Below are 16,488 nucleotides of genomic sequence, written 5' to 3'. Positions count from 1 at the left end.
TACGGATTCGCTAAAGGCCTGCCCTTCATTACTCGTTCATTCGAACTTGCACAGTAAATAAACTCTACTAGATCATTCTATTAGAATTTGCAATACTGCTCTCTGATGGCAGTCATTTCGCTGATAATATCATCTACATCGAGTACCATTTCCATCATACTGATCTGTTCGTCATAAACGTCTGCGTCAAATTCATCTTTCATCTCTGGTTCACATACGTGATATACCTGAAGTCCAAGCTGGACTCCTGTCAATGGACCTGCAAAAGTTGGGTCACCTGCTGTTACAGTTTCTGCTGCAAGACCTGCAGCTTCACCTTCTGCAGCACCGAGAACTACTACTAAGTTCTCTGCACCGTATTCGTCAGCAAATTCTTTTACCCTCTTCTGATTCTCTAAGTCCATTGCGCCTGCGCTTGTTCAGACGAAGCACTCCGTTGATGAAAATACGATTTCAGCACCAGCTGTTTTTACGCATTCTGCGATAGCCGGTCCCGGAATTCCATCACGGTCTCCGATAATTATTGCTTTTTTACCTTCTAAAATAGCCATAATTATTCATTCTCCTTTCTTTTAAGTTATATCACTCATCTACTGTACCATCTGTTCCCTTCGGAATTACATCCGATATTCCCAGACAGTAATCTGTTTTATTGGACTTATAAAGTTCAATAAATCTATGATAAGAAATCACCTGATTAGATGTATTTCTTGATCATCGCTTCAATGCTCTCTGGAGTAGCCTCATCTTTTACTACTTCATCGATCTTCTCTCCGTCTTTATAGATTGCCATAACAGGAAGTCCGAGAACTTTCTGTCCAATAGCAAGACGGCGTGCTTTTGTTGTGTTCAAAGATGTAAATTTCATCTTGTCACCGTATGTCTCTGCGAATTCATGTACCTTTGGCATCAGAGCCTGGCATGGTACGCATCCGTCTCCGTAGAAGTCTACGAATACATATCCTTCTGCCTGTAATACTTCTGGTTCAAAAGTGTTCTTGTCTAAATCTAACATTGGTCTATACCTCCTGTTTACTCTTAGAAATAATCTGACATGCTTCTTTCAACCTGAACGGCTGCAATTGCACCGTCGGCTGCTGCTGTTACGACCTGTCTCAGACTCTTGATACGGACATCACCTGCTGCATAAACGCCTGGGATATTAGTATGCATGTCTTCATCTGTCTTGATATATCCCCTCTCGTCCATGTCGATGATACCTTTGAAAATATCAGAGTTCGGAACAGTTCCGATGAATCCGAACAGACCAAACATTCCGTCATCCGGGTCAGCTTCTACTTTTCTAATCTCTCCGGTCTTTACGTTCTTCACCGTCATTCCCTGAAGAATGTCATCTCCGTAAAGCTCTTCTACAACAGAATCCCAGAAGAATTCAATCTTCGGATTCTTAAATGCCTTCTCCTGAATGGACTTGGCAGCACGCAGCTCATCACGTCTGTGGATGATGGTTACCTTTCTTGCGAACTTTGTAAGGTACATTGCTTCTTCAACTGCAGAATCTCCGCCGCCTACTACATATACTTCAAAGTCTTCGAAGAAATTGGCATCACATGTTGCACAGTAAGATACACCCTTGCCCATGTATTCCTTCTCACCCTTGCATCCGATTGGTCTTGCATGTGCACCGGTTGCAATGATCACATTTTTAGCCTGATATTCAGCCTTCTCGCTCTTTAAGACTTTTACGTCCCCTTCGAGCTGTACTTCTTTGATTGTGTCTGATACACGCTCTGCACCAAACTTTTCAGCCTGCTGTGTCATTCTTTCGATCAGAGACGGTCCTGATTCTCCCTCTACGATCTGTCCCGGATAGTTCTCAATCTCATCTGTGATTGCGATCTGTCCTCCGTCCTGTCCCTTCTCGATAATCAATGTGGACAGACGGCTCCTGCCTGCATACAGTCCTGCTGCAAGACCTGCCGGTCCTGCTCCCAGGATGATTACGTCATAAATCTTGCTCATAACGAAGTTTCCTCTCCTTCATGGATTCTAGTCCGGAAAGCCTCTGAAAGGCGGGGCCTGTCATCCCACACCTTTTTGGAGGTTGTCCTTATCTCTTATTTTACTCGAAAATCTTCTGTCCGTCTACTTCAGTTGCCAAAGCATCTAATGCCTTTTCAACGATCTTACGACGAAGCGCTTTTTCCTCTCCTGCATTCAAAGCTGGATTGCCAAGAGGATGTGGAATAGCGATAGCCGGTACGATTCTGTTAGCACCAACTGTCATGGAAATCGGGGTTACTGTACAAATATGTACAACCGGAATTCCAGCTCTCTCCACTTCTTTCACCATCGTTGCACCGCAACGAGTACAGGTGCCTCACGTGGAGGTGAGGATAACTGCGTCTACACCGTCTGCAAGCAGTTTCTGTGAAAATTCTGCAGCAAATGCTTTTGCATTAGCAACGGCTGTTCCGTTCCCCACTGTTGTATAGAATTTATTATGAAGTTCTCCGATTACGCCTTCTTTTTCCAAATCGCGCAGTACATCTACAGGCAGAACTCTGTCTGAATCCTTGTTTGCATAAACAGGATCATATCCGCCGTGTGCTGTCTCGTAAGTCTCTTCTGTCAGGTCATATACTCCTGTGATGTCATACTCACCATAGTGAGATGCACTGGAGCTTTCGATATGATCCGGGTTGCCCTTCGGTACGATACCGCCTGATGTTACCAGAGCAATCTTAGCATGAGCCAGATCTTTCACTGCCGGATTCGGATCTACTCTATCGAAATCAGGCATTGGGTACTCTGTCTCATATGGTTTACCATTCAGCTTCTTAAGCAGCATCTTTACTGCTCTCTGTGATCCTCTCTCCTTCTCGAAGAAATTCACACGGATACCATTCGGCATATATCCTTCTTCTGCGGATGCACCGATTGGTTCGCCCTTTGCAAGCTTTAATGCCAGAGGTGCCATCTTAGAAACAGCATCTCTCATGCCTGCTGCATTGTTCTTTGTTGCAATCATGTATACCTGGTTCTTGAACATATCAGCGCCAGGGTTCTCTACATACATACCAGTAATTGCAGGAATTCCAAGTTCTTCCTGTACAGCAGCAGCGATTGTAGCACAAGCCACACCATAACGTCCTGCGTTAAATGCCGGTCCTGCAACGAATACATCCGGTGCCTGCTCTTTTACCATAGCAAGGATATCTGCTTTTGCTTTCTCAAGATTCTCATTGAAATATGAGTCGCCGCACACGATCGTTGCGATGATCTCTGCTTCGTCTCCAAAGCTTGCTGTTAATGCCATACCCGGTCCAACGATCTCGCCAACACGAATCTCTGCCGGATAATCAGCTTTTTCCTCTCCGCCGATCTGTGCGAAGAATTGATTGATATAATGAACAACTTTAATTTTAGCCATTTTCTTCTCCTCCCCGCTATCTTGCACTCAGCTTGTTAAAGCCAGTTTCATTTGTTGCACCTGTAAGAACCTGAAGCTCTACCTCTAAGCTGCCGTCCTCATGGAGAGTCTCTTCACTTGCTCCTGCAATCTTGTTCACATAGTCTAATGTACCGATTACCTTGTCCAGTTTTGGAAGAATAATCAACTGGTTCGCATTACCACCAGTGATAACGGCGTCTGCTGCCGGGTCTGCATCTGCAAGAGACTGGGATTTTCCATCGCGTCCTGCATACTCATCTGTGATGATAACTGTCTTCACACCTTCTGCCTCAATCTTCTTGCAGTTGAGGATCAGGTCTGTATCTGGATTACCGAATCCTTCCTGGGAAACGATAACACCGTCTAAGTCAAGCATCTTGCAAAGCTTAGCTGTCCAGTCGGAAGAACGAAGCTTATCAGCCAGGTAAACGTTCTCGTTCGTGATGATCTGGCAAACAAAGTTCAAAGTCTTTCCGTGCTGTTCAAATAAATCATGTACGACTGGGTTGTTCAGATGTACATAAGTTGGGTTCTTGTCACATGCAGATACACAGTTTCCTGATACGATTGCACCATCCATGATCTCTGTAGGGCTTAAAATCGTAGGAACGATCTTCTTTGCATCTACGCCGTATACATATGTATCGTGAAGCAGTCCCTGGCTCTGAAGCATCTGTACATAAGCAACTCTCGGAAGGTCAGGATACTTCTCAAGTCCTTCTTTGATTGTGCATGTCTCATATACCTTTGTCTCATCTGGTGTCAGCTCACGTGCTAATTCCCCAATATAAACTGCAACTTTAAATCCTGCAAGTCTCACTGCCTTCTCATAATCGTGAGGCTCAATTCCCTCTACAGGCTCACATACCATAACCAGGTTCAATGTCTTAGAAAATGGTGTGTAGTCTGCTCCCGGGCCTGTCATATCGATGATACCTTCCTGGAATCCTACGATCTTACCTGCTGTTACAACAGCCATTCCCTTTAAAGCATAAGTCTTGCCTTCTCCAACTGTGTCAGTCTTAGCAACAACTCCCGGGAAGATTCCTCCTCTTCCTTCTACCTTTACTCTTGGCTCGATAACGTCCTTAACCGGTGTAATTCTTACAGATTCGCCCGGTCTTGCAATGTCAAGTGATACACTCTTAATTTTTTCCTCCTCCAGAGCTACTGCTTTTACAGCCTCCTCGGATACATAAAGGACTCCGTCTTCAATCTTTGATTCCGGTCCGAACTGGATATCCTTAATGTAAATGTGTCCCATTTCTAATCTCACTTGTCATGCCCTCCTCTCAATGATTATTATAATTTTTTAGTTTCCGTGCAATTTAACGATTCAAAACCTCTTTTGAACTTACCCTACATACCAACGCTCCTAACTCAGGTCCCGCGAAGGTATGGCCGGCCTTCCCATTTACCATGCGTCAGCCGATGCTAATCCACTCTCCAACAGTGTCCAGTCGATCAATTGAAAATCTCTGTACACCTCCGGCTTGTACTTGTCCGACTTGAACTCGAACTTTCCACATGCCTGGATGGCACTTTCAATGATCTTGACGGACCATTCATCCATCTTCTCCTTTCTTTCTGTTATTAAAATTGATTTGTATGGTGTTTCATTCGGTTTTACACTTCCCGAAAGAGGATGTGTTAAAAGCCGGTGACCATCGTGGATTCTGTCTCTAGCCTCTTTTAAAATCTCTTCATAAGAAATCTCTTTGTATATGACTTTGTGCCCTTCGTTGAGCCTTTCTAAAACAAGTGGATTGTTTGTTATCACTATGTAGCTGTTTTTACTCATCTTGATCCATCTTCTCCTTTTTCAGTTCCTTACAGGAAGTTATCTATGTCATAAAAAAAGACAATTTAAACACACCTGTGTATAAATCGTCCTCCTTCCTGTCTATTTGCCCTGATTACCTGTTTTATAAAAAACACTCAGCACAAGATTCAGAATGTGGTACGTTTTCCAGTCCTTTTGCCTGAAAGTTTCACCATCATACGTTCACCCTCGTAACTCCGGCTTGCCTCTTCGGCGGTTGATTCAACAACTCTCTCTTAGAAAACATCATCCCACTATGCAGTTTACTTATAGACAACTAGAACCCAGTCTATTGCCTGTTTCTATAATAACCAATTGTTAAAAATTTTGCAAGCTTTGAGAAGCGAATAAATCAATTTAGTTGTTTTCCACAAAATCACACGCAGTTTTTTGTTAAATCTGCGGGGTGCAATTTAATTTTATCCCTTTTTTGACCAAAAAAACACTGGAAAGGCATTCTTTTCTGTTCAGCCTGTTCCAGTGTTTTTTTCTATTATCCTTACTATCCTAATTTCTTATTTCTATATTCATTCGCGGACATTTCTGTACATTTCTTAAATACTCTGGAAAAATGTGCGATATCCAGAAATCCGACCATCTCTGCCACATCACCGACACGGAGGGACGGGTCTTTGAGCAACTGTTTTGCTTCTTTTACCCGGATTTCATTTAAAAGTTCACTAAAGCTTTTCTTCGTATGCTTATTGAGGAGCTTGCTCAGATGCCACTGGCTGACATACATCTTATCTGCCAGCTCGGAGAGTGTGATCTTCTCCGCATAATGACTTTCCATATATTCCAGCGCATTCTTGACGATAAAGCTTCCGGCTGTTCCCTCAGAATCCTTCCCTTCGGAGTCTTCTGCGCCTTCTGCTTTCTCTTCTTTTGCTTCCTCGGGATGCTTCTTTTTCAATTCGGAGACCATGAACTGGACTGCCTCTTCCAGCTCCGACAGGTTCGAAGGCTTTAAAAGGAATCTGCATACTCCAAGCCGGATTGCCGTCTGCGCATAGTCAAAGTCCCGATAACCTGTCAGAATCGCGATCATTGCGTCTGGCTGTTCCACCTTGATGGCGGCAATCATTTTCAGACCGTCCATCCCCGGCATGGCAATATCGGAAAAGATGATATCCGGCTTCTGCTCCCGGATCACATTTACGCCGTCCATTCCATCATAGGCAGTTCCTGCCAGACGGCAGCCATACTCTTCCCATTTAATCACACGGGAAAGCCCCTCCACTATAATCGGTTCATCATCGATAATCACAACTTTGTACATAATCCCATCCCCATAAGTCAACTTTTATCCTGGTTCATCCTCTTGTACTTCGTATCATCCTTCGGTCTGCAGGATACTATGGTCCAAAAACTATTTATCCTTTGATTGCGCCTGCAGTCATACCTTTAATAATATGCTTCTGTAATATAATATACACGATGATGACCGGAATGACAACCAGCGCAACTGCTGCTGCCATCAGTCCATAGTTCGTACCCTCCATGGCAGTCAGTTCATTTAACAGACGTGTGATTGCCCTCTGCTCTGGAAGACGCAGCAGGAACATCTGTGTGAACAAATCATTGTAGCTCCAGAGGAAGGAGAAGATTGCAACGGTTGCAAAGGATGGCTTGGTCAGCGGCATTACGACCTTGAAGAAGATCTGGTATGCATTGCAGCCTTCCATGTAAGCAGCCTCCTCCAGTTCGATCGGCAGCGACTTAATGTAGCCGCTCAATACCACGATCGCAAAGGACAGGTTCCCTGCAATCTGGGGCAGCGCCACGGACAGAAGGGACAGCCACAGGTTATTGGTATTGGCAATATGCAAGGTGTTCAGCATCCGAAAGACCGGAATGATTGTTGAGAACACCGGGAACATCATTCCTGCGATAATCAGTGAGTACACAAATTTCTTTAGTCTGAAGCTATAGCGGACGATGGCAAAGGATGCCAGACCGGCCAGCAATACGACTACAAGTGCTACAGTACAGGATATGATGATACTGTTCCGATAAGCACTGAAAATGTTCAAACGCTCAAAAGCAGTCTTATAGTTTGATGTTGTGAACAGATCTCCCAGCGGCAGAGAGAAGGAATTTGCCAGAATCTCATTTTTCGCTTTAAAAGAGTTTATAATAATCCAAAAGATCGGATATATGGTGGTCAGTGCCCAGAAAATGAGAATCGCATAAATCACGATCATTCCTGGGGATACGTGTTTTTTCGTTTTTGCTTTCATGCTGATTCTCCTTTCTAATAGTCTGCTTCTTTGAATACTTTGTTGACGATCTTCGAGGTTACGATTCCCAGGATTACAATAACAACCGCGATTGCAGAACTGTAATCTACATCCTGTGTATTAAATGCCTGATAGTACATATAAGTTCCGGTCAGCCAGGTCTTGCCAAGCGGCATTCCTTTCGGGAACATGACCCATGGGAGGTCGAAGACCTTCAAAGCTCCGGTCACAGCCAGGACTACACAGGTACAAATGACATTTCTTAACATCGGCAGGGTAATGTAGCGAATACGCTGCCATCTGGTCGCACCGTCGATGGAGGCTGATTCATACAGATCCTCGGGAATATTGTTCAATCCCGTAATCAGGATGACAAAGTAGAACCCGACATACTGCCACATAACCGGAAGCAGCATGACCACCAGCGCATGTGCGGTGTCCTTCCAATCTGTCAGTGTTCCTTTTCCGAGCATCTCAAGGAGCTGATTGACCATTCCTTTATCGTACAGGAAGATCAGGTTGAACATCAGACCTAATGCAGTTGCGGAAATAACGATTGGGAAGAAAAATACGGTACGGAAGAATTTGGCTCCCTTTTTAATATTATCGACCATCAACGCAAGGACAACTGCGATACCTACCTGACCGATAATCGTTACGACCATCATGATAATAGTGTTCAAGATTGCGGTACGCATGTTGGGGTCATTGAACATTTTCACATAGTTCGAATACCACGGACCGTTCCATCCCTTGCTTGCTGCTCCCAGACTTGTAATCTTCTGAAAACTGTTCAGTATATTTTTTACAAAGGGGTAATAGAGAAACACGACCATGAATATAAATGCCGGTATTAAGAACACAAATAGCGGCTTTTTGTTTCTATATATATTAGATTCATTAGATTCCATATTTTCAGCCTCCTGCTTCCTCATGAAAAACCGGAGGCGCCTTTTACGAAGCCCCCGGCTGAAAACCTGTTATTCTGCTGTCTCTTCTGCGTATGCTTCCAGACCCTGCTGTACTGCATCCTTTGCACTGACTTCGCCAGTAACGATCTGAGGCATTCCGTCGAATGTAGATACTCTGCACTGTCCGTTGAATACATCCTGTACAGCGCCTGTCAAGGATGTAACGCCTGCCATCATGTCGATTGCTTTGATCTGTAAGGAGTTAAAGTCTGCGGAATCAACTTCTGGAGCTTCTTTCAGAGCAGATGCTGTGTGCTGTGCGAACTTAGCTACCATATCATCTGTTGTCATGTATTCTACAAACTTCACTGCTGCATCTCTCTTTGTCTCATCATCCCAAGCTTTCTGAGTGATGTAATATCCCATAGAAAGACCACCGATCAGGTCTGTTGCTTTTCTTTCTCCGTTCGTCGGAACATATGTTACGGTATACTTATCCAGTTTTGCTGTGTCAAGTGTGGAAGCATCATCCGGATCAGACTGACAAGCTGATGCGATACCGCCAACTTTCCAGGAACCATCGATTAAGAATGCTGCTTTTCCGCTTGTAAATAATGCGAATGTCTCATCATCTTTTGCTGATAATGTATTCTCCGGGAAATATCCTTTGTCATATAATCCCTTGATATCTTCCATTCCTTCTACCCATCCAGGTCCGTTGCCTTTGTCAGCGCTCTCTGGAACTTCCAGATGTGTGTCCAGTGAAGTGTGGTTGAAGATACTGTATTCCCACCAGTAGTGAGGAATCTCACCCAGTGCTGCTGCAATCGGTGTGTAACCTGCTGCCTTGATCTTCTCGCAGTCTGCCTCGAAGTCTGCCCAAGTATAATCAGCTCCCGGTACTTCTACACCTGCTGCATCCAGAACCTCTGTGTTGCAGAACAGGCCTTCCCAGTATCCATTAACAGGAACTGCATATTTTACATCATCTACCAGAGAAGGAGCAATCAGATCATCATTCATATTAGATGCATAATCTGGATACTCTTTTCTGATTTCATCGATGGAAACGACTTTACCTTCCTCGATAAAGGAGTTTGCATCAGCGCCGTTGAAGAAGAACAATACATCCGGCTCTGATCCTGCCTGGAAGTCTGTCTCGATACGTGCCTTAAATGTCTCGTCAGAAACTGCAGATGAATCATTGATCTTAATTCCTGACTCTTTTTCAAATGCTGCCACGGCGTCTTTATAATTTCCTGCGTTGCCGTCCTCGCCTGCAAATGTTGTGGTGACGCTTAAGGATAATTCCTCATCTTTTCCTTCTTCGCTGCCTTTCTTAGAGCCACACCCTGCAGCCATAGTTCCGACCATTGCAGTCACCAGTAAAATTGATACTACTTTTTTCTTCATAACTTTTCCTCCAATCCCTTATACACTCTGTATAATTTATACTTTAATTATGACGTTTTTTTAGGAAAAGTGAATAACTCAATCTGTGATTTCTTGCACGATTTTGTTGTCTTTGCAAATCTTGTACATCAGATTCAAAAACTCATGCATCTCATGAGCGTTCCACCAGTATAGTCAGGCGTGCACAGACATGCTCATCATCAATCTTTTCCATGCTCAGGCCGCAGGGCTCTCCATACAGGATCTTAAGCCTCTGGTTCACATTTGCGATTCCCATACTGCCTGATGATTCCTTACTTGTGTCATAGTTAACATCTAAAAGGCGTTCGATCTTCGCCTCATCCTCTTTGGTGAGAACCGCTTCGTTGACGATTTCCAGGTATAAGTACTTTCCTTTCTTATAACCATTCAGAACCACGGTCCCCTGACCCTTCTTCACAACCCCGTGTTCAATCGAATTTTCTATCACGGGCTGCAGAATGAGCCTGGGCACTTTATACTGCATAATCTCCTCCGGGAGTTCCTTCTTAATCGTCAGCCGTTTGCCAAGCCTCTCAGAAATAATATAGAGATATGCATTCACATAGATCATTTCTTCTGACAGAAGGACTTCCGGCTGCTTCTTCCTGTCGATCCCGGCATCCATTAGAGTTGCCAGCGCCTCAATCATCTGGGACACCTTCTGATTCCCGGACAGGCGTGCCTCCCAATTGATGATCTCCAGCGTATTATTCATAAAGTGAGGATTGATATGAGACTGCAGTGCCATGATCCTGGCATCCCTCAGCGCCAGCTCTTCCTCATAAATATGATCGAACTGATACTTTAAACGCTCTGACATCTTATTAAAAGACTCCGCCAGATACTTGAATTCCGTACTCTCAGGTTCATATTCCAACTGATAGCCCAGATTTCCTTTCTCGATCTCCTCTGCTCCCTCCATCATAATCTGAATCGGCTTTGTTACATGCCTGTAGAATACAAGAAGCAGGATTGCAAGCAGCGGAATCAGACACAACGCCATCCCGATCATAATCGCTTTATATCCATAAAACAAGGTGAACGAAGAACTATTGTCGAACCGTACAAGGGACACCATCCTGTGCCCTTCTACCTTCATATCATGATAAAGGCGGAGGACCCCGTTCTCCCAGATATAGCCGGAGCTTCCGCCCATCTCTGTCATGCCGGTCTCTTCCTTCGTCACTTCCTCCCCGATCAACGGGAAGCTGCAGTCATCAATATGAAGCGTAACTGAAGTCCCCTCCGGGAATATAGAATAGTTTTCAAAGCAATTTTCTTCATTCACCAGAAGCACAAGAACTGCCGCATTCTCATAATTCGAATTATACAGATTTCGTACCAAATACAGACGGCTGCCATTGTTATAGAACCGAACCGCTGTACCCAAATCTTCTGAAATCGCGGCAATCGCCTCATGGTCCTCATTCCAGTAGTTCTGTACCAATTGATAAGTAGCACCTTCACTTGTATTGTAAGCACTGCTGTTCAGCTTTTCAGGATTCTCCCTGTACCACAGAATCGCAGCCTTCACCCGGCTGTCCCTGCCATAACGGTTTCCCAGATAGTACATACTGGAAGCCAGCAGGTCATGCTCCATAATCGTCTTTCTCTTGTAGCGCCGGTATAATGACATCAGATTCCCGTCATAGGACGCTTCCAGGGAAGACTCTACGACCTTCCCCAGACGCTCCGCACTGACCTGGTCGTTGAACTTGAGCTGGTCGATCTCCTTTGAGATCTTACTCTCAAACTGGCTTCCATAAAGATAGTAGATATTCACTCCCGTAATGATGATCAACGGCAGAAGCCAGCACAGCAGCATCAGCGCAATGATCCTGGATTTCACTGAAATCTTTCTTTTTGTCTTCATACGTTTCTTTAGAGTCTAAGAAATGCTTCAAACTTCTCACACATTTTCTTTGCCGCATCCGCATCCTGCATCTCGCAGAAGATACGGAGCAAAGGCTCTGTCCCGGAAAATCTCGCAATGATCCATCCACCGTCCTCAAAATAGACTTTGCATCCATCCAGATAGGAGACATCACGAATCGGCACATCCATCTTCGGAAGCAGCTTTTCTTCCATGATCATGTGGAAAATTTCCTGCTTTCTCTCCTGGCTCATCTTATAATCGCGCTCTTCCATATGGATTGCCCCATATTCACTCTGGATATCATCCATGATCTGAGACATCTTCTTGCCCGTCACTGCTAGCATCTCTACAAGAAGCATGGCGGCATACACGCCGTCCTTCCCGTTGATGTGCCCGCGTACTGTCAGGCCGCCTGAGGACTCTCCTCCCAGGATCGCCCCTGTCTCCTGCATTTTGGCGGAAATGTGTTTGAATCCGACCGGAACTTCATAACAGGTCTCTCCGAAACCTGCTGCCACTTTATCCAGCATATGTGTGGTGGCTACATTTCTTACGACTGGTCCCCTCCAACCTTTATATTTTACAAGATAATAATATAATAACACCAAAATGTCATTGGCGTGCAGAAATCTTCCCTTATCATCGATGACACCGATCCGGTCCGCATCTCCGTCGGTCGCCAGGCCGATATCACAGCCATAATCAATGACATAGGTCTTGAGGGCCCGAAGGGTATTATCCGTAGGGGCCGGAAGTCGCCCGCCGAAGAGAGTATCATGGCGCTCGTTGATCAGGTTCACATCGCATCTTGCGGTCAGAAGAATCGTCTTGAGTGAAGTCTGGCTCACTCCGTACATCGGGTCCAGAGCAATATGAAGGCCCGCATCCCGAATCTTCTGCATATTAATATTATCAATGATGTTGTCCAGATATTCATTCAGAGGGTTGAACTGCTTTACAAGCCCGGCCTCAACAGCCTTGTCATACTCCATTACCGGAAGTGGCTTATCCTTAAATTCTTCCTCTACTTCACGAATATAACATTCGATATCCTGCGTCTGAATCTCATTGGCATCTCTGCCGCCCTCTGTAAAGACTTTGATTCCGTTATAGATCGCCGGATTGTGGCTTGCGGTCACCATCATGCCATAAGGCATATCATGCTTCATCACATAGAACATCACAAGCGGGGTCGGGACGGATCGGTCAATGAACCAGACCTTGATTCCTTCCTCTGCAAACACTTCACAAGACCAGTAAATCGTTTCTTTCGAAAGGAAACGCCTGTCATAGCCCATGACGATTCCTTTCTCCTCCACGCCTTCTGCTTTCATCTTTCTTGCCATTGCTTTTGCCAGAATCTGAATATTCGCCTTTGTGAATTCATCCCCGATAATTGCTCTCCATCCACCTGTGCCAAATGCTATCATAACTGTGCCTTCCTTTCTCCCATGACGACTTTTACTACGTGTTCTTTTCTATCTTCTATAAAAGGAATTTCTGCAACATAACGTTCTGCAGTCCTTCCCGATGCATCTCCTTCTTTTGCCAGGCCTGATAAAGATAAAACTGCCGGAAGCTCTGTTCCGTCCAGATACACTTCTCTTACCCCTGACATCACATGCTCTGGATTTACGACCTTGATTCTGTAAGTCATTCCTCTCCAGACACGGACCGCCTCAAATCCGTCCCAGTCTCCCGGAATACAAGGATCGATCTCCAGTGTATCGAACTGTGGACGGATGCCGAGCATATACCTGGTCGCTGAAAAGTAAGCCCAACCGCCACTGCCTGTCATGAATGGATGCCTTGCCTTTCCGTAAGCACTGTGGTCCTTTCCCATAATGAACTGACAGTAGGAATAAGGCTCTGCCTGGCGGATTTCAATCTTGTCATTCTGGTAGTACGGACAGAGCGCATCATAATATTCCATGGCCCTGTTGCCTCTTCCCAGACGACATTCTGCTGCCCATGCCCACGGATTTGGATGACTGAAAATAGAACCATTTTCCTTCACGCCCGGATACACCCGGGTAACGAATCCAATGTCATCATCCGGCACGGTGAAGGACGGGGCGTTCAACATGATTCCATACGGTGTAGACAGATATTCTCTTACACTGTCCATTGCCCTTATGCCCTTTTCATAGCTGGATGCTCCTGACAGAACTGCCCATGCATTGGATTCCAGATGGACTTTTCCTTCCTGATCCTGTTTCGTTCCGATCTTTTTCCCATTCTTCGTGATTCCGCGGATGAACCACTCTTCATCCCAAAGCTCTCTGTCACAGACTTCCCGGACTTTCTTCTGCATTTCCTCATACTTCTTAACAACCTGCGCATCCTGACGGAATCTTGCCAGCTCCAGGAAGTTCGCAAGCGCCCAATAATGTAGGAAGGAGACTAAAGCACTCTCTCCTCCGCCTAAGTTCAGACAGTCGTTCCAGTCTGCCCGCAGTCCCTTGCAGACTCCGTCCGCACCGACCTGCTCAAAGGAGAAATCCAGGATTTTCATCATATGCTCATAGACCGTGCCGCTTCCCTCATCCGCGTAAGTGATGACTTCATCTATGAAATCATACTCTCCTGTCTCCTTTACATATTCAACAATTGAAGCAATCAGCCAGAGTGCATCATCCGAACAGGTAGATTCTAACCCATGTATCATATCCTCCCGCTTTGGTTCAGGCACAACGGTCGGAGATTTGAACGGTTTCTCCTCCGCCTGCGGATCGAACCAGCGAGGCTCGAACAGATGCAGTCCGTATCCCTTTGATACCAGTCCCCGCAACAGCTCGACCAGACGCTGTCTGCATTTCTCCGGGTTGGAATGAGGCACGGTCATGGCATCCTGGGCTGTATCGCGATAGCCAAGTCCGGTCCTTCCACCTACTTCGATAAAAGAAGCAAATCTGGAGAACATGACATTGATCTCCGCCTGATATAAGGTCCATATATTAATCAAAGTATTCATTCCCTCGTTCGGAGTTTGAATCTGGAGTTTTCCACATTTCTCCTCCCAAAACGCTTTGATATCCACATAAGCCTGGTCAACATTGTGGAAAAGACGGTATTTTTCCCTCATTTTCCTTCCGACTTCCCTGTTCCCCTCTCCCAGCATAAAGACTGCCCGAATCTCTTCGCCTGGTTTCAATATCAGCTTTTTATGAAGTGCGCCGCAATGATTATTTCCCTTCTCATAAGAACCACTTAAAACGCCGCGTTCTACCCCTACAGGATTGCTCTCGGAATGATAGACACCGATAAATTCATCCCTCAGGCAGTCGAAGCTGTCCGGTTCAAAGTCTGCAGTAAAGTACTGATACCCGAACTCATCATAATACAAGTCGTGTTCAATGATGCCATCCTCATAGGAAGAACCTGCAGAGTAGAGACTCATCTGGAAATTCTGATTGTCGAACTCAATATGATGGAAAGAGAATTCGCAGTAGGAAAACAGACTGATCTCGCGCTCCTTTGTATCCGTATTCTTAATCTTAACATCCCACAATTCCACTGGATCTTCTATCGGAATGGATAGTGTCTGACTCGCCTGAATTCCATTGTATTCACACTCATATCTGGTATAGGACATGCCGTGGATGCAGCGGTAACTGGCCTCATCCAGGCTCTTTCCCACAGGCTGCCAGGAGATGCTCCAGTAGTCTCCGCTCACATCATCCCGCAGATAGACATAATGCCCCGGACGGTCCATCGGCACCCCGTTCCCGCGGAAACGTGTGATCCGGTGGTATTCCGGGGATTTGTAGAATAAATAACCTCCCGCTGTGTGATTGACCACGGCACACATATCACGCACACCCAGATAATTCGTCCAGGATGTCGGAAGATCTACCCGGTCAATCACATACTCCCTCTTCTCATTGTCAAAGTGACCATATTTCATAATATAAAAACCTCCCACTGCATAAGTCTTCTAATATAACTTCATTATAGACTTCTGCAGTGGGAGAACCAACTGTAGGATATGCGATTATTTGGATAAAATTGTGGTATCTAATACAGATCAGACATATTATCGGCCTTGATAAAGGCGCATATAATACGTATCATATTAGATAAGAGGGAGGTATGCTATTGAAACGCAGACTATTAATATAAAACTCGAAGATGCCGGCTTTGTTTTTAAAGAACATGGTGGAAATCATGATACATTCAAACGTGGAAGCGATATAGAACAGGTTCCAAGGCATACTGAAATCAATGAGATAACCGCTAAAAGAATCCTTAGAAAATGGGGATTAAGCTGATACATATATCACGTTATCAAAGGAGGATGATACTATGAAAGATGCGTATCCTGTTTTTATCTGTAAGTCAGATGAAGACTATCTTGTCTATATTCCCGATATGGATATCTATACCGAAGGAACAAGTATGGTAGATGCTATTGAAATGGCACGTGATGCCATTGGATTAAAAGGAGTCGCTTTTGAAAATGACCACTTGCCAATTCCTCAACCATCTAATTTTAATACAGCTCTTGCTAAAGCAAAACTTGAGGCTGATGAAGACTTCAATTATCTGTCAGGTATACTAACATTAGTTGATGTAGATTTTACAGAGTATAGAAAACGTATGAATCATAGGGCTGTAAAGAAAAACTGTACCATTCCATACTGGCTCTGTGTAGAAGCAGAAAAAGAAGGCATTAATTTCGAGTGTGTGAAGAAATCTCTGTAAAAGCAGATCTTCTATGATAATGGTAGGGCTGAAGGCTTCTTTATGAGCATTCAGCCCTTGGTTTATATATAACGCATATATTTGCG

At 44.8% G+C, this 16,488-nt stretch carries 15 protein-coding genes and 1 riboswitch; of the genes, 2 read left to right on the top strand and 13 right to left on the bottom strand.

Annotated features, from left to right (window positions below):
- Positions 1 to 80: 80 nt before the first annotated feature.
- The 13 genes from grdA to HGO97_RS18895 form a co-directional block, all read right to left on the bottom strand.
- A complete protein-coding gene (gene grdA, locus HGO97_RS18955) occupies positions 81 to 551 on the bottom strand; it encodes a glycine/sarcosine/betaine reductase complex selenoprotein A (protein ID WP_216244453.1) in 471 nt (156 codons plus the stop codon).
- Between the two features lie 146 nt (positions 552 to 697).
- On the bottom strand, positions 698 to 1,015 hold the full coding sequence (gene trxA / locus HGO97_RS18950) for a thioredoxin TrxA (RefSeq protein ID WP_216244452.1): 318 nt from the start codon (positions 1,013 to 1,015) through the stop codon (positions 698 to 700).
- 23 nt (positions 1,016 to 1,038) lie between these two features.
- Positions 1,039 to 1,983 carry a thioredoxin-disulfide reductase gene (gene trxB, locus HGO97_RS18945; protein WP_216244451.1) on the bottom strand — a complete coding sequence of 315 codons (945 nt, stop codon included), beginning with the start codon at positions 1,981 to 1,983 and terminating at the stop codon, positions 1,039 to 1,041.
- Positions 1,984 to 2,083: 100 nt separating this feature from the next.
- Positions 2,084 to 3,394, bottom strand: a complete 1,311-nt coding sequence (gene grdB / locus HGO97_RS18940; RefSeq protein ID WP_216244450.1) for a glycine reductase complex selenoprotein B — start codon at positions 3,392 to 3,394, stop codon at positions 2,084 to 2,086.
- A 16-nt stretch (positions 3,395 to 3,410) separates the two neighbouring features.
- Positions 3,411 to 4,691: a glycine/sarcosine/betaine reductase component B subunit gene (locus tag HGO97_RS18935; protein ID WP_287841418.1), complete on the bottom strand. Its 1,281-nt coding sequence runs from the start codon at positions 4,689 to 4,691 to the stop codon at positions 3,411 to 3,413.
- Positions 4,692 to 4,829: 138 nt separating this feature from the next.
- Entirely contained in the window at positions 4,830 to 5,216 is a 387-nt protein-coding gene (locus HGO97_RS18930) for a GrdX family protein (RefSeq protein ID WP_216244449.1), read from the bottom strand.
- A gap of 159 nt (positions 5,217 to 5,375) precedes the next feature.
- Positions 5,376 to 5,486, bottom strand: a riboswitch (glycine riboswitch).
- Positions 5,487 to 5,739: 253 nt separating this feature from the next.
- Positions 5,740 to 6,516: a response regulator transcription factor gene (locus HGO97_RS18925; RefSeq protein WP_216244448.1), complete on the bottom strand. Its 777-nt coding sequence runs from the start codon at positions 6,514 to 6,516 to the stop codon at positions 5,740 to 5,742.
- A 94-nt stretch (positions 6,517 to 6,610) separates the two neighbouring features.
- The gene (locus tag HGO97_RS18920) at positions 6,611 to 7,477 is read right to left on the bottom strand and encodes a carbohydrate ABC transporter permease (protein WP_216244447.1); all 867 of its coding nucleotides are present in this window, start codon (positions 7,475 to 7,477) and stop codon (positions 6,611 to 6,613) included.
- A gap of 14 nt (positions 7,478 to 7,491) precedes the next feature.
- Positions 7,492 to 8,388 carry a carbohydrate ABC transporter permease gene (locus HGO97_RS18915; RefSeq protein ID WP_168866732.1) on the bottom strand — a complete coding sequence of 299 codons (897 nt, stop codon included), beginning with the start codon at positions 8,386 to 8,388 and terminating at the stop codon, positions 7,492 to 7,494.
- A 69-nt stretch (positions 8,389 to 8,457) separates the two neighbouring features.
- A complete protein-coding gene (locus tag HGO97_RS18910) occupies positions 8,458 to 9,801 on the bottom strand; it encodes an ABC transporter substrate-binding protein (RefSeq protein ID WP_216244446.1) in 1,344 nt (447 codons plus the stop codon).
- Positions 9,802 to 9,952: 151 nt separating this feature from the next.
- Positions 9,953 to 11,695 (bottom strand): sensor histidine kinase, encoded by a 1,743-nt coding sequence (locus tag HGO97_RS18905; RefSeq protein WP_216244445.1) that lies wholly within the window; start codon positions 11,693 to 11,695, stop codon positions 9,953 to 9,955.
- 8 nt (positions 11,696 to 11,703) lie between these two features.
- Positions 11,704 to 13,128 (bottom strand): phosphoglucomutase/phosphomannomutase family protein, encoded by a 1,425-nt coding sequence (locus HGO97_RS18900; protein ID WP_216244444.1) that lies wholly within the window; start codon positions 13,126 to 13,128, stop codon positions 11,704 to 11,706.
- Positions 13,125 to 15,605, bottom strand: a complete 2,481-nt coding sequence (locus HGO97_RS18895; protein ID WP_216244443.1) for a GH36-type glycosyl hydrolase domain-containing protein — start codon at positions 15,603 to 15,605, stop codon at positions 13,125 to 13,127. The genes HGO97_RS18900 and HGO97_RS18895 overlap by 4 nt, the downstream gene beginning before the upstream one ends.
- A gap of 172 nt (positions 15,606 to 15,777) precedes the next feature.
- On the opposite strand from HGO97_RS18895, the gene HGO97_RS24465 reads away from it, so the two are divergent.
- Together HGO97_RS24465 and HGO97_RS18885 are read left to right on the top strand one after the other, a co-directional pair.
- Positions 15,778 to 15,969 (top strand): type II toxin-antitoxin system HicA family toxin, encoded by a 192-nt coding sequence (locus tag HGO97_RS24465; RefSeq protein ID WP_334299590.1) that lies wholly within the window; start codon positions 15,778 to 15,780, stop codon positions 15,967 to 15,969.
- A 34-nt stretch (positions 15,970 to 16,003) separates the two neighbouring features.
- Positions 16,004 to 16,402: a type II toxin-antitoxin system HicB family antitoxin gene (locus tag HGO97_RS18885; RefSeq protein WP_216244442.1), complete on the top strand. Its 399-nt coding sequence runs from the start codon at positions 16,004 to 16,006 to the stop codon at positions 16,400 to 16,402.
- The last annotated feature ends 86 nt before the right edge of the window (positions 16,403 to 16,488 follow it).

The organism is Faecalicatena faecalis, assembly GCF_012524165.2.
Classification (GTDB): domain Bacteria; phylum Bacillota; class Clostridia; order Lachnospirales; family Lachnospiraceae; genus Faecalicatena_A; species Faecalicatena_A faecalis.
This window is presented reverse-complemented; position numbering and strand designations above follow the sequence as displayed.

Excerpts from the sequence above, each read along its gene's own strand:
- HGO97_RS18920 (WP_216244447.1), bottom strand. The coding sequence starts at position 7,477 with ATGAAAGCAAAAACGAAAAAACACGTATCCCCAGGAATGATCGTGATT.
- trxA (WP_216244452.1), bottom strand. The coding sequence starts at position 1,015 with ATGTTAGATTTAGACAAGAACACTTTTGAACCAGAAGTATTACAGGCA.
- HGO97_RS18930 (WP_216244449.1), bottom strand. The coding sequence starts at position 5,216 with ATGAGTAAAAACAGCTACATAGTGATAACAAACAATCCACTTGTTTTA.
- HGO97_RS18895 (WP_216244443.1), bottom strand. The coding sequence starts at position 15,605 with ATGAAATATGGTCACTTTGACAATGAGAAGAGGGAGTATGTGATTGAC.
- HGO97_RS18910 (WP_216244446.1), bottom strand. The coding sequence starts at position 9,801 with ATGAAGAAAAAAGTAGTATCAATTTTACTGGTGACTGCAATGGTCGGA.
- HGO97_RS18885 (WP_216244442.1), top strand. The coding sequence starts at position 16,004 with ATGAAAGATGCGTATCCTGTTTTTATCTGTAAGTCAGATGAAGACTAT.
- HGO97_RS18925 (WP_216244448.1), bottom strand. The coding sequence starts at position 6,516 with ATGTACAAAGTTGTGATTATCGATGATGAACCGATTATAGTGGAGGGG.
- HGO97_RS18900 (WP_216244444.1), bottom strand. The coding sequence starts at position 13,128 with ATGATAGCATTTGGCACAGGTGGATGGAGAGCAATTATCGGGGATGAA.
- trxB (WP_216244451.1), bottom strand. The coding sequence starts at position 1,983 with ATGAGCAAGATTTATGACGTAATCATCCTGGGAGCAGGACCGGCAGGT.
- HGO97_RS18915 (WP_168866732.1), bottom strand. The coding sequence starts at position 8,388 with ATGGAATCTAATGAATCTAATATATATAGAAACAAAAAGCCGCTATTT.
- HGO97_RS18905 (WP_216244445.1), bottom strand. The coding sequence starts at position 11,695 with ATGAAGACAAAAAGAAAGATTTCAGTGAAATCCAGGATCATTGCGCTG.